The 14231-nt window shown below is 55.1% G+C and carries 11 protein-coding genes; all 11 read left to right on the plus strand.

Going from position 1 to position 14231, the window contains the following annotated elements; all coding sequences use genetic code 11:
• Window positions 1–112 precede the first annotated feature (112 nt).
• The 11 genes from dusB (at window position 113) to urtE (ending at window position 14205) form a co-directional block, all read left to right on the plus strand.
• On the plus strand, window positions 113–1111 hold the full coding sequence (gene dusB / locus B9K09_RS19350; protein WP_087518339.1) for a tRNA dihydrouridine synthase DusB: 999 nt from the start codon (window positions 113–115) through the stop codon (window positions 1109–1111).
• Window positions 1108–1428 (plus strand): DNA-binding transcriptional regulator Fis, encoded by a 321-nt coding sequence (fis, locus tag B9K09_RS19355; RefSeq protein WP_087518340.1) that lies wholly within the window; start codon window positions 1108–1110, stop codon window positions 1426–1428. The genes dusB and fis overlap by 4 nt, the downstream gene beginning before the upstream one ends.
• A 72-nt stretch (window positions 1429–1500) precedes the next feature.
• Window positions 1501–3108, plus strand: coding sequence for a bifunctional phosphoribosylaminoimidazolecarboxamide formyltransferase/IMP cyclohydrolase (purH, locus tag B9K09_RS19360; RefSeq protein ID WP_087518341.1), 1608 nt, complete (start codon window positions 1501–1503; stop codon window positions 3106–3108).
• 305 nt (window positions 3109–3413) lie between these two features.
• Entirely contained in the window at window positions 3414–4703 is a 1290-nt protein-coding gene (gene purD, locus B9K09_RS19365) for a phosphoribosylamine--glycine ligase (RefSeq protein ID WP_087518342.1), read from the plus strand.
• 113 nt (window positions 4704–4816) lie between these two features.
• Window positions 4817–7585: a response regulator gene (locus B9K09_RS19370; RefSeq protein ID WP_371917418.1), complete on the plus strand. Its 2769-nt coding sequence runs from the start codon at window positions 4817–4819 to the stop codon at window positions 7583–7585.
• Between the two features lie 147 nt (window positions 7586–7732).
• Window positions 7733–8329 (plus strand): MarC family protein, encoded by a 597-nt coding sequence (locus tag B9K09_RS19375; protein ID WP_087518344.1) that lies wholly within the window; start codon window positions 7733–7735, stop codon window positions 8327–8329.
• A gap of 195 nt (window positions 8330–8524) precedes the next feature.
• A complete protein-coding gene (urtA, locus tag B9K09_RS19380) occupies window positions 8525–9793 on the plus strand; it encodes an urea ABC transporter substrate-binding protein (RefSeq protein ID WP_087518345.1) in 1269 nt (422 codons plus the stop codon).
• A 114-nt stretch (window positions 9794–9907) separates the two neighbouring features.
• A complete protein-coding gene (gene urtB, locus B9K09_RS19385; RefSeq protein ID WP_371917419.1) occupies window positions 9908–11488 on the plus strand; it encodes an urea ABC transporter permease subunit UrtB in 1581 nt (526 codons plus the stop codon).
• The gene (gene urtC, locus B9K09_RS19390; RefSeq protein ID WP_087518346.1) at window positions 11488–12579 is read left to right on the plus strand and encodes an urea ABC transporter permease subunit UrtC; all 1092 of its coding nucleotides are present in this window, start codon (window positions 11488–11490) and stop codon (window positions 12577–12579) included. The genes urtB and urtC overlap by 1 nt, the downstream gene beginning before the upstream one ends.
• A complete protein-coding gene (gene urtD, locus B9K09_RS19395) occupies window positions 12576–13427 on the plus strand; it encodes an urea ABC transporter ATP-binding protein UrtD (RefSeq protein WP_087518347.1) in 852 nt (283 codons plus the stop codon). The genes urtC and urtD overlap by 4 nt, the downstream gene beginning before the upstream one ends.
• 79 nt (window positions 13428–13506) lie before the next feature.
• Window positions 13507–14205 carry an urea ABC transporter ATP-binding subunit UrtE gene (urtE, locus tag B9K09_RS19400; protein WP_087518348.1) on the plus strand — a complete coding sequence of 233 codons (699 nt, stop codon included), beginning with the start codon at window positions 13507–13509 and terminating at the stop codon, window positions 14203–14205.
• Window positions 14206–14231: the final 26 nt, after the last annotated feature.

Genomic DNA, 14231 nt, shown 5'->3' on the forward strand with positions numbered 1-14231 from the left:
CAGATTTTGTTCAAAACAGCCTTTATCCGGTCATCCAGAGCAGGTATGATTCTCCCCCTTTTTCGCCGTCTCCTATTTGGCTCATCAGCTTGTCTTTTGAGCAGGGAACCCTATGTCGACGTTACGCATCGGCCCGTACACACTGCCGAACCAGCTGATTCTGGCGCCAATGGCCGGAGTCACTGATCAACCATTTCGCAAGCTCTGCCAACGCTTGGGCGCGGGCATGGTGGTATCTGAAATGGTCACCAGCGATGTGCGGTTGTGGAATACGCGTAAATCAAGCCTACGCTTGATCCATCAGGATGATCCCGAGCCTCGCTCGGTACAGATCGCTGGTGGCGACCCGCAGATGCTGGCAGAAGCGGCTAAGCGGAACGTCGAATTGGGTGCCCAGATAATTGATATTAATATGGGTTGTCCGGCGAAAAAGGTCTGTAATAAAGCGGCAGGTTCTGCGCTGTTGAAAGACCAAAGCCTGGTTCGTGAAATTTTGCATGCCGTGGTCGGTGCAGTAGATGTGCCGGTCACCTTGAAGATTCGAACAGGCTGGGACAGAGAGAATAAAAACGGCGTTGAGGTGGCAAGAATTGCCGAACAAGCCGGGATAGTTGCGTTAGCGGTACATGGTCGCACCCGTGCAGATCTTTATACCGGTAACGCCGAATACGACACTATTGCTGCGATAAAACAGGCGGTTTCAATCCCGGTGCTGGCCAATGGCGATATCACCAGCCCGGAAAAAGCCAAAGCCGTACTCGCAGCAACAGGGGCAGATGGATTACTGATAGGCAGGGCCGCTCAAGGGCGGCCTTGGATATTCCGTGAGACAGACCATTACTTGCGCACCGGCGAAATCATGCCAGCGCCAAGCTTGGTCGAAATAGAAAGTATTTTGCTAGAACACCTCAGCGCACTGCACGTCTTCTACGGCGAAGTGATGGGCGCTCGAATCGCTCGCAAACATGTGGGCTGGTATCTAGCAACTCTGCCGGGCGCCAGAGAGTTTCGCGCTGAATTCAATCGCCTTGAATGTACGGACGCACAGTGCGCCAACGTTCGCCAGTTTTTTCGCGAACGGCAAAATGATGGAGATGGGGTGGCTGCATGACGATGTTGACCGAGACTTTAGGAAGTGGAATTGCACCTGTGAGTGACAACACCAGCTTGAAACAGCACCTCAACACGCCAAGCGCAGAAGGGCAGACCCTGCGCGGTAATGTTGAGAAAGCGCTGCATAACTATTTCGCCCACCTTGAGGGCGCTGACGTCTCGGACGTATACAACCTGGTGTTGACCGAAGTCGAGGCGCCACTGCTGGAAACAGTGATGAACTACGTCAAGGGCAACCAAACCAAAGCTTCGGAACTCCTCGGCCTGAATCGCGGCACCCTGCGTAAGAAGCTCAAGCAGTACGACCTGCTCTAATCTCTTCCTCTCAAAAAGGGCGACCTAACCAGTCGCCTTTTTGTTTATTTCTCTGCTCTGATGGACTCTGAAATGACCGACCAGACCACCCGCCTCCCCGTTCGCCGCGCCTTGATCAGCGTATCTGACAAGACTGGCATCCTCGAATTCGCTCGCGAGCTCGTCGCCCTCAATGTGGAAATTCTTTCCACTGGCGGCACCTACAAGCTGCTCAAGGACAATGGCGTCGCAGCAGTTGAAGTAGCTGATTACACTGGCTTCCCAGAAATGATGGATGGCCGGGTCAAGACCCTGCACCCGAAAATTCACGGTGGCATTCTCGGCCGCCGCGCGATTGACGGTGACGTCATGGCGCAGCACGGCATCAAGCCAATTGATCTGGTTGCGGTCAACCTGTACCCGTTTGAAGCCACAGTCGCAAAACCTGACTGCGATCTGGCCGACGCCATCGAGAACATCGACATTGGCGGTCCAACCATGGTCCGCAGCGCAGCCAAAAACCACAAAGATGTGGCTATTGTGGTCAACACTGGCGACTACGCCAGCGTCATCGAAAGCCTTAAAGCTGGCGGCATGAGTTATGCCCAGCGCTTTGATTTGGCCCTCAAGGCCTTCGAGCACACTGCCGCCTACGACGGCATGATTGCCAACTATCTGGGGACTATTGAGCAGAGCGCTGAAAAGCTCAGCACTGAAGACCGCGGCGCCTTCCCGCGCACGTTCAACAGCCAGTTCATCAAGACTCAGGAAATGCGTTACGGCGAGAACCCGCATCAGAGCGCGGCGTTCTACGTTGAAGCGAAAAAAGGCGAGGCCAGCATCGCCAGCGCCGTGCAACTGCAAGGCAAAGAGCTGTCTTACAACAACGTTGCCGACACTGACGCTGCGCTCGAATGCGTCAAGAGCTTCGTTAAGCCTGCTTGCGTGATCGTCAAGCACGCTAACCCATGCGGTGTTGCGGTTGTGCCGGAAGACGAAGGCGGTATTCGCAAAGCCTACGATCTGGCCTACGCCACCGATACTGAATCAGCCTTTGGCGGCATCATCGCCTTCAACCGCGAGCTGGATGGCGAAACCGCCAAAGCCATTGTTGAGCGTCAGTTCGTTGAAGTGATCATCGCCCCACGCATCAGTGCAGCCGCCCGTGAAGTGGTTGCCGCGAAAGCCAACGTACGTTTGCTCGAGTGTGGCGAGTGGCCAGCCGAGCGTAGCGCGGGCTGGGATTTCAAGCGCGTCAATGGCGGCTTGCTGGTACAGAGCCGTGACATTGGCATGATCACGGCTGACGACCTGAAAATCGTCACTCAGCGGGCGCCAAGCGAGCAAGAAATCCATGACCTGATCTTTGCCTGGAAAGTGGCAAAATTCGTTAAGTCCAACGCCATCGTCTACGCCAAGAACCGTCAGACAGTCGGTGTTGGCGCTGGCCAGATGAGCCGCGTTAACTCGGCACGCATTGCCGGCATCAAAGCCGAGCACGCAGGTTTGCCAGTGCCGGGCGCAGTGATGGCCAGCGACGCCTTCTTCCCATTCCGTGACGGTATCGATAACGCGGCCAAAGCTGGAATTACTGCGGTGATCCAACCCGGCGGTTCGATGCGTGATAACGAAGTGATTGCTGCCGCAGATGAGGCCGGCATTGCCATGGTGTTCACCGGTATGCGCCACTTTAGGCATTAACTAAAAGACGGTCGCGCTGAAACAGGCATCTGCTGTGTTGCCCTATGTTCCGCCAATGCTCATTGCCACTTGGCAACTCCGCTTGTCGAAACCTAGGGCGCCTTGCATCTACCCGCTTCATCGCGACCTTGATTGTGTTGGATCGTGGTGTTGGACTGCGGTGTTGAATAATGAAACAGCCGTAGGGTGGATGACGCTGTTTTCATCCACCACATGCAACACCGAAAGCACCGTTTAGTAGAGTGGGTAACGCTCTGTTTATCCACCAAAAGGGCTCACCAGCCCGCCTCCATTAGGGGACAGACATGAATGTTTTGATCATTGGCAGCGGCGGTCGTGAACACGCCCTGGCTTGGAAAATCGCGCAAGACCCACGCGTCGAAAAAGTCTTTGTTGCACCAGGCAACGCTGGCACCGCCACTGAAGCCAAGTGTGAGAATGTCGCCATCGACGTGCTGGCTATTGAGCAACTGGCTGACTTCGCCGAGAAGAACGTGCAAATGACCATCGTTGGTCCTGAAGCGCCGTTGGTTGCGGGTGTGGTTGACCTGTTCAATCAGCGCGGCCTGCATTGCTTCGGCCCCACCGCTGGTGCTGCTCAGCTGGAAGGTTCGAAAGCCTTCACCAAGGATTTTCTGGCTCGCCACAACATCCCGACGGCCGATTACCAGAACTTCACCGAAGTTGAACCGGCACTGGCCTACCTGCAAAAGGTTGGCGCGCCAATCGTAATCAAAGCGGATGGCCTGGCTGCCGGTAAAGGTGTAATCGTCGCCATGACCCTGGCCGAAGCCGAAGCTGCCGTGCGCGACATGCTTGCGGGCAATGCATTCGGTGAAGCCGGTTCACGGGTCGTGATCGAAGAGTTTCTTGACGGCGAAGAAGCCAGCTTCATCGTCATGGTCGACGGCGCCAACGTGCTGCCGATGGCCACCAGCCAAGACCACAAGCGAGTTGGCGATCAGGATACCGGGCCGAACACTGGCGGCATGGGCGCTTATTCGCCAGCGCCCGTTGTCACCGCTGAAGTCCATAAGCGCGTGATGGACGAAGTTATCTGGCCAACCGTTAAGGGCATGGCTGCTGAAGGTAACGTGTATACCGGTTTCCTCTACGCTGGCCTGATGATCGATAAATCCGGCGCGCCCAAGGTCATCGAATTCAATTGCCGCTTCGGCGACCCGGAAACCCAGCCGATCATGCTGCGCCTGCAATCTAGCCTGTTGCTGCTGATCGAAGCCGCACAAGCCAAAGCCCTGAACATCGTTGAGGCTCAATGGGACTCACGTCCTAGCCTTGGTGTGGTCATGGCCGCGGGTGGTTACCCTGCTGACTACAGCAAAGGTGATGCGATCAAGGGCCTCGATAACGCCGCGGCTACTGAAGGCAAGATCTTCCACGCGGGGACCGCGCTGAAAGAAGGTGAAGTGGTCACGTCTGGCGGTCGAGTCCTGTGCGCAACCGCACTCGGTGAAACCGTGCAACAAGCGCAACAGAATGCTTACGCACTGGCTGCAAAGGTTGATTGGCAAGGCTGTTTCTATCGTAAAGATATCGGTTACCGCGCAATCGCCCGGGAAAACGCCGAAGGCTAATCACCCGCCCAAGCTAAAACATGACAAAGGTGCCCAATTGGCCGTCTTTGTCATGTTTCCCTATTACCCTATTAACCTATAATCTCCCGACTAACTTTAGAAGGGAATTCACTGTGCGTCGGCCCGGGATTGCCACCAAACTGTTTTTCAGCTTACTGCTGACAGTCTTTTTTCATCTGCCTTTATACGCGGCAGCGAGTCATAACTGGTCAATTCTCAACGACTCCAGTGGCGAGTTGCAGCTCAGTGACATCCGTTCCCCGCAACACAGCACCCAATTCGCTCCAGTCGATATCAACGACCTGCTAACCAGCGGCGGCGATACCGCTGCATGGCTGCACTACCGCTTAGCACCGAGCAATCAACAGCAACTGATTAGAATTTTCTCGCCCTATCTAGCCTATCTAGACCTCTATGTAATGGATGGCGACGAGCTGCTTGATCATGTGCGCACAGGCAATAAGCTGCCGCTGTCGAGCAGACCGTTGAACAGTCGCGACTTCTTGTTGCCGCTACCGATTGCCGACAAACCCATCGATATCTATTTGCGCCTGGCATCCCCACAAATGCTGCGCCCAGCAATTTCATTGAAGAACGCCCAAGACATCGCGGCCAATGAAACCCGGCCCCTGCTGCTCGGTGCGTTACTGGGCAGTATTTTCATGCTCGCGCTGTACAACTTGGTACGCTATTGGCTGAGCCGTGAGTCAGCAAATCTGTGGTTATGCGCAATCAATGCTCTTCTTCTGTTCTCCTCCAGCACCTTACTGGGCATCACCAGTGGCTGGTTTGCCAGCCTACAGCCGTATCAGGCGCAGACTGCCAATCTGTCGATGTTAGTCGCGCTATTCTGCGCGCTGGCATTGACCTTGAGCTTCTTTCGCGACAGCCCTTCCTACTTACTGCTTAAACGCCTGGTACTCTCAGAAATCGTGGTGATTGCAGGATTGTTCGCCATCATCCTCACCACAACAAACCTGCAATTTGCGCTGTTGCTCTATATATTTTCAGCGATTTGCGGCCTGAGTATTTTACTGGTCGCCCTGCATCAGTGGCGCAGCGGTTATACCCCTGCCCGGCTATTTATCGTTTCCATCGCTTTTCTCTGTGTCGCTTACATCGCCAGCCTACCGATCCACATTGGCATCTGGCCGATGCCATCAGGCTGGTTGAGTTACGGCTTCCTGCTCACAGTCATCATTAGCAGCAGTATTTTGTGCATCGCCTTGAGTGAGAGACAGCAACGCATCACTCATGAAAAGTTCAGCTCCAGCCGTGAGTTGGCAGCAAGCTCGGCAGAACTCAAAGCCAAAGGCGAGTTTTTAGCCAAGATCAGCCATGAAATTCGCACCCCTATGAACGGGGTGCTGGGCATGACCGAACTGTTGCTCGGCACCCCGCTTTCAACCAAACAGCGCGATTACGTACAAACGATCCACAGCTCTGGCAATGAGCTGCTTAGTTTGATCAACGAAATTCTCGACATTTCCAAACTTGAATCGGGGCAGATTGAACTGGATGACGTACAGTTTGATTTGAACGCGCTGATTGAAGACTGCCTGGATATTTTCCGCGCCAAGGCCGAACAACAGAAAGTCGAGCTGATCAGTTTCATCCAGCCGCAGGTGCCGCGCATTATCAGCGGTGACCCGACACGCATCCGCCAAGCGCTCTTAAGCCTGCTGGACAATGCCTTCAAGCAAACCGACGTCGGTGAGATTCTTTTAATCGCCGCGCTGGAAAGCAACGCAGGTAAACCTCGCTTGCGCCTCGCAGTGCAAGACAGTGGCAAGCCGATGCCTCCTAGCGAGCGCAATGCATTGCTGCATGCTGAGCTGCACAGCAAGGACTTCCTCGCAGCGACTAAACTTGGTGGGCGCTTAGGCCTGATTATCGCCCGGCAGCTAATTCGCTTGATGGACGGTGAGTTTGGTATCCAAAACGGCAGTAATCAGGGTTCTACCTTGTGGTTGAGCTTGCCACTGGACAGCAAACTGCTTGAGCAACCTACAGCCGATCTCGACAGCCCGCTGCAAGACGCCCGCCTGCTCATCGTTGATGACAACGAGACCTGCAGGAAGGTACTGCTCCAGCAATGCAGCGCGTGGGGCTTGAATGTCAGTGCAGTGCCTTCAGGCAAAGAAGCACTGGCGCTGTTGCGTAGCAAAGTACACATGGGCGAATACTTTGATGTGGTGCTGCTCGACCAGGAAATGCCGGGCATGAACGGCATGCAACTGGCTGCAAAAATCAAAGAAGACCCAAGCCTGAACCGCGATATTTTGCTGGTTATGCTTACCGGCATCAGTAACATGCCAAGCAAGATCATCGCCCGTAACGCCGGGATCAAGCGCATCCTTGCCAAGCCAGTCGCTGGCTATACGCTGAAAGCGACCTTGGCAGATGAGCTAACCCATCGCCGCGATGGCAAACCCTCGGAGTCAACGCAAAACAACTTCACAACCTATAAGCCACCTGCTGACTTTCAAGTATTGGTTGCTGAAGACAACACCATTTCCACCAAAGTTATTCGCGGCATGCTCGGCAAGCTCAACTTGCAGCCAGACACCGCCAGCAATGGCGAGGAAGCGCTGCAGGCGATCAAATCAAAACACTATGATCTGGTCCTGATGGATTGCGAGATGCCAGTACTCGATGGGTTCTCCGCCACCGAACTGCTACGTGCCTGGGAAGCTGCCGGGCAGCATCCACGCACACCGGTCGTTGCGCTCACCGCGCACATCCTCAGTGAGCACAAAGAGCGCGCGCGTCAGGCCGGGATGGATGGTCACATGGCCAAACCTGTCGAGCTTTCGCAACTGCGTGACTTGGTCAATTACTGGATAGATCAACGCGCGGTACGGGATGCAAAAGCCCCCTGACCTACAACCTTCAAGCCATCGGCTGATCAGGGCTGGAGATCGGCGTCTCAATCGCTGATCATAGCCCCCAGCAAAGAGAAGCCCACGTAGCTTGGTCTATGCTTTGGCGTCCATCAGTCAACCACATCTGCAGTTAAGAGCCCACTCATGGCGTCCGATTTATTCAGCCTGTACCTGAAACTACTCGTGCTCTACAGCCCGTTCTTTGTGCTGTCGTGCTTCATTGGCCTAAGCCGTGGCTACACCGTTAAAGAGCGTAAAAGGCTGGCTTGGAAAGTCGCGGCCGGGGTGCTGATCGCGAGCATTTTGCTGTACCTGTTCGGCAAATATATTTTTACCTTGTTTGGCATCACTATCGACGCATTTCGTATTGGCGCGGGCAGCGTGCTGTTTATTTCAGCGCTGGGCATGGCGCAGGGAAAATCTGCCGTACAGACGGATAACGTGCAGCAGGATGTGACAATCGTACCGCTGACAATCCCTTTGACTGTTGGCCCCGGAACCATCGGTGCGTTGCTGCTGATGGGCGCCAGCCAACCGCACTGGGGAGACAAGGTCGTTGCGATCATGAGCATCGCCTTGGCCAGTTTTACCGTGGGTATCGTGCTCTATTTATCCAATCAGTTTGAGCGCTTGCTTGGCGATCAAGGTTTACAAATAGTTAGCCGCCTTATGGGGCTTTTTGTCTGTGCGTTAGCTGCACAAATCATCTTCACCGGGGTTAAAAACTACTTAATGCCCTGATCCGGTGCGCGACCGTCTGTCGAGCGTGCATCACGCCAATACGCGCACCATTGCAGCGCAGCCGTGTGTCTCTGAACTGTCATAGACTCCATTAAAAACCATAAAAAACAATAAGTTGCATTGATTGGCACGGATGCTGCCATTGGAAGAAGACTCAACCAGTCTCTTCCAACAGCTGCGCATGGAGCCATAAGAATGAAACGCCGTCCTTTTCTAAAAACGACACTCGCCGCCAGTGCCTTAATTCTCAGCGGTCTATTCCCGTTCAGTGCACACGCAGCCGATACCATTAAGGTCGGCATTCTTCACTCGCTCTCCGGCACCATGGCCATTTCAGAAACATCCCTGAAAGACATGGCATTGATGACCATCGACGAAATCAACGCCAAAGGTGGTGTGCTGGGTAAACAGCTTGAGCCTGTGGTGGTAGACCCGGCTTCAAACTGGCCACTGTTCGCTGAAAAAGGTCGCCAACTGCTGACTCAGGATAAAGTCGCCGTCACCTTTGGTTGCTGGACTTCGGTGTCACGCAAATCGGTGCTTCCAGTCTACGAAGAACTCAACGGTCTGCTGTTCTACCCGGTTCAATACGAAGGTGAAGAGCTTTCGCCTAATGTGTTCTACACCGGCGCAGCGCCAAACCAACAAGCGATTCCCGCAGTTGAATACCTGATGAGCGAAGATGGCGGCAGCGCCAAACGCTTTTTCCTGCTGGGCACTGACTACGTTTACCCGCGCACCACCAACAAAATTCTGCGCGCCTTCCTGCACAGTAAAGGTGTCGCTGACAAAGATATCGAAGAGGTTTACACCCCGTTCGGTCACAGTGACTACCAAACCATCGTTGCCAATATCAAGAAGTTCTCGGCTGGCGGCAAAACGGCGGTTATCTCAACGGTAAACGGCGACTCCAACGTACCGTTCTACAAAGAACTGGCTAACCAGGGCATTGAAGCCACAGACGTCCCAGTTGTTGCGTTCTCGGTTGGCGAAGAAGAACTGCGTGGCATCGACACCAAGCCACTGGTTGGTCAGTTGGCCGCCTGGAACTACTTCGAGTCGGTTGAAAATCCAGTCAACCAGGAGTTTGTTCAGAAGTGGAAGGCCTACGCCAAAGCCAAGAACCTGCCGGGCGCTGATAAAGCGGTGACCAACGACCCAATGGAAGCCACCTATGTCGGTATCAACATGTGGGCGCAAGCAGTTGAAAAGGCTGGCACCACTGATGTCGACAAAGTTCGCGATGCCATGGCTGGGCAAACCTTCGCGGCCCCCTCTGGCTACACCCTGACCATGGATAAAACCAATCATCACCTGCACAAGCCGGTAATGATTGGCGAGATCCAGGATAACGGTCAGTTTGATGTGGTCTGGCAGACAGACGGCCCAATCCGCGCGCAGCCTTGGAGCCCTTATATCGAGGGTAACGACAAGAAGCCGGACTACGCCGTCAAATCCAACTAAAGGATTCGCGGCTCGACTCAGCGTTAATCGGCTCAGCGTTTGTGTGCTCTGTACACAAACGCTGGTCACGCCAAAACCTCCACCAAGAGAGGGGGGGCTTTAACAGGAAACTGGATGATGACCACTGCCCTTTACCGGCTTTTATTCGCGCTCTTGCTCTGCCTGTCATGGTCGAGCAGTTACGCCGGGGACGCTGCGGATTTCAGCGCCGCCAACTCATCGCAACAGGCCAAGCTACTGCAAGCCTGGGCTGCGACCCCCGATGAGGCACGCTTGCCACTACTGGAAGCCTTGCAAAGCGGCCGCGTTGAGGCAGACAGCAACAAAACACCCTTTTATAAGACCGACTCCGGCTACCAAGCCGCTGAAGGCGGTGATGTAGAACCGGCCGGTAAGCTGCGCAAACTGCGCCTGAATAATCGCCTGCGTGGCCTTATTGCCACCGCCATGGCCAGCCACCAATTATTCTCGGCTGACCCAGCGGTGCGTTTGCAGGCCGCTCAAGACCTGCAAAAAAGTGCTAAACCGGCGCAACTGCAACTGCTCAATCAGCGCTTGGCTCAAGAGGCGGATGCCGATGTCAGCGAGGCGCTTTCACTCGCCCTCGCCAGCCTGCAACTTATTGATAGCGACCCGCAAGTGCGTCTCGCGGCGGTACGTTTACTGGGTGAAACCGGCCAGCCACTGGCACGCGTGCGCCTGGAGCGATTACTTGCCGATAGCAGCGAAACCGATGCGTCTGTACGTACAGCAGCTGAAACCAGCCTGGCTCAAGTCAAGCGTCGGCTGATGTTTGGTGAACTGCTCGGCCAAGCCTTCAGTGGCATGAGCCTGGGCTCGATTTTACTCCTCGCAGCGCTGGGCCTTGCGATCACCTTTGGCTTGCTCGGCGTGATCAACATGGCGCACGGCGAGATGCTGATGCTCGGCGCCTACTCGACCTATATGGTGCAGGTCATGTTCCAACGCTTCGCCCCTGAAGCGATTGCCCTGTATCCGCTGGTTGCACTGCCCGTCGCCTTCTTTGTCACCGCCGTTATCGGCATGACATTGGAGCGCACAGTGATTCGCCACCTGTACGGCCGCCCGCTGGAAACCCTGCTGGCAACCTGGGGGATCAGCCTGATTCTGATTCAATTGGTGCGTGTATTGTTCGGCGCACAGAACGTTGAGGTGGCCAACCCTTATTGGTTGTCTGGGGGTATTCAGGTGCTGCCAAACCTGGTGCTGCCGTATAACCGCATCGTGATTATCGCTTTTGCCTTGTTCGTGGTGGTCTTGACCTGGCTGCTGCTGAATAAAACCCGACTGGGCCTCAACGTTCGCGCTGTGACCCAAAACCGCAACATGGCGGCGTGCTGCGGCGTACCCACCGGGCGAGTGGACATGCTCGCCTTCGGTCTCGGCTCAGGCATTGCGGGGCTGGGTGGCGTGGCCCTGAGTCAGATCGGCAACGTCGGCCCCGACCTGGGCCAGAGCTACATTATCGACTCGTTTTTAGTGGTCGTCCTGGGCGGTGTCGGCCAATTGGCGGGCAGTGTCATGGCGGCGTTTGGCCTGGGTATCGCCAACAAAATTCTTGAGCCGCAGATTGGCGCCGTGCTCGGCAAGATTCTCATCCTCGCGTTGATCATTCTGTTCATCCAGAAGCGCCCGCAAGGTTTGTTTGCACTCAAAGGTCGGGTGATCGATTAATGACTATGCCCCTAAACCAAACCCTCTTGGCGCGCACCAGCGCCAAGCTCGGTCCACAGCTATCAATTGCAATTGGCGTTTTGGTCCTGGCGCTATTGATCGCCCTGCCGTTATTACACCTGACGCCTGCTGATAGTGCGTTTCACGTTAACGCCTACACATTAACTCTGGTCGGCAAAATCCTCTGCTATGCGATTGTCGCGCTAGCGCTGGATCTGGTCTGGGGCTACGCAGGACTGCTTTCACTGGGCCACGGCTTGTTCTTTGCGCTGGGCGGCTATGCGATGGGCATGTACCTGATGCGCCAATCCGCTGGTGATGGCTTGCCGGCGTTTATGAGTTTTCTAGCCTGGAAAGAGTTGCCTTGGTACTGGATGGGAACCGACAACTTCATCTGGGCCATGTGCCTGGTAGTGTTGGCGCCCGGCTTACTGGCCTTGATATTTGGATTCTTCGCTTTCCGCTCGCGGATCAAAGGCGTGTACTTCTCGATCATGACCCAAGCACTGACATTCGCCGGCATGCTGTTGTTCTTTCGCAATGAAACCGGCTTTGGCGGCAACAACGGCTTCACCGATTTCAAACGCATTCTCGGCTTTGACATCACCGCCCCCGCCACCCGCGCAGCGCTATTTTTAGCCACAGTGACCTTGCTGGTCGCCAGCCTGCTGCTCGGCTGGAAACTGGCCAAGAGCAAATTTGGCCGGGTCCTGACAGCCTTGCGCGACGCGGAAAACCGTTTGATGTTCTGCGGCTATGACCCACGCGGCTACAAGCTGTTTATCTGGGTGTTGTCAGCGGTGCTTTGCGGTTTGGCTGGAGCGTTGTACGTGCCGCAAGTTGGCATCATCAACCCCAGCGAAATGTCACCAACCAACTCCATCGAGGCGGCGGTATGGGTTGCACTGGGCGGGCGCGGCACCTTGATCGGCCCATTGCTCGGCGCTGGCGTGGTCAACGGCATGAAGAGCTGGTTCACGGTCGCATTCCCCGAATACTGGCTATTCGCACTCGGCGCGCTGTTTATCCTGATTACCCTGTATTTGCCCCACGGCATTATCGGCTTGCTCAAAAGAGGGGGCAAACAATGAGAGCCACACCGGCCCCAGAAGCCATGCTCGAACCCATTTATGACCCACTGGGCAGTGCCCGTGATGCAATCGGCGCGGGGCGTCTTGCGGAGAAAGGCCTCAACGTCCGCCACGGCACCATCCTGACGCTGGAAGATATCAATGTCAGCTTCGATGGTTTTAAAGCGCTGACCAACCTCAACTTGTATATCGGCGTTGGCGAATTACGTTGCATTATCGGCCCCAATGGCGCCGGTAAAACCACAATGATGGATGTCATCACCGGTAAAACACGCCCCGATAACGGCAGCGCCTACTTCGGCGAAACACTTGATTTGACGCGAATGAGCGAAGTCGAAATCGCCCAATCAGGGATTGGCCGCAAGTTCCAGAAGCCAACCGTGTTCGAGGCGCTAAGCGTATTTGAAAACCTCGAACTGGCGCAGAAAACCAACAAGTCGGTCTGGGCCAGCTTGCGCGCCAAACTCAGTGGCGAACAGCGTGAACGGATTGATGAAGTGCTCGAAACCATCCGTTTGGATAGCTCGCGCGAACGTCAGGCTGGCCTGCTCTCTCACGGCCAAAAGCAGTTTCTGGAGATCGGCATGCTGTTGATGCAAGACCCGCAATTGTTGCTGCTCGATGAACCAGTCGCCGGTATGACTGACGCCGAAACCGAGTTCACCGCCGAGCTGTTCAAATCACTGGCGCGCAAGCATTCGCTGATGGTGGTTGAACATGACATGGGCTTTGTTGGCTCGATCGCCGATCACGTCACCGTCCTGCATCAAGGCAGCGTACTTGCCGAAGGCTCGCTCAATGATGTGCAGGCCGATGAGCGAGTAATCGAAGTTTATCTTGGCCGTTAAGCCCCATAAGTAGTTGTGATTGATGATCCGGGTGGGCGTCCTCAGCATCCGGAAATATGCACAAGCAAGGAACATCCCTATGTTGCAAGTTCAACAATTGCACCAGTATTACGGCGGCAGCCACATCCTGCGTGGTTTGTCATTCGACGCGAAGATCGGCGAAGTCACCTGCCTGCTGGGTCGCAACGGCGTCGGTAAAACCACCTTGCTCAAATGCCTGATGGGCTTGATTCCCGCCAAACAAGGCGACATCAGGTGGGAGGACCAAGCCATTACCGGCTTCAAGCCGCACCAACGCGTTCATGCAGGCATTGCTTACGTACCTCAAGGGCGCGAAATTTTTGCTCGGCTCACCGTTGAAGAAAACCTGTTAATGGGTCTTTCGCGTTTTCCCGGTAGCCAATCCAAACAAGTGCCGGGGTTTATTTATGAGCTGTTTCCGGTGCTCAAAGAGATGAAGCTCCGCCGTGGCGGTGATCTATCTGGCGGGCAACAGCAGCAGTTGGCAATTGGCCGTGCACTGGCCAGCCAACCGCGCTTGCTGATACTTGATGAGCCGACTGAAGGGATCCAGCCCTCGGTCATCAAGGAGATTGGTGTGGTGATCAAAAAACTCGCGGAGCGCGGCGATATGGCGATTCTTCTGGTCGAGCAGTTCTACGACTTTGCCGCGGAACTGGCCGACCAGTATTTGGTGATGTCACGCGGAGAAATTGTCCAGCAAGGTCGCGGTGAAACCATGGAGGCCGATGGAGTGAGGGGCTTGGTCGCGATTTGAGGAACCGCCGTAATATCTGACGCAGT

The organism is Pseudomonas sp. M30-35 (assembly GCF_002163625.1).
GTDB lineage: Bacteria > Pseudomonadota > Gammaproteobacteria > Pseudomonadales > Pseudomonadaceae > Aquipseudomonas.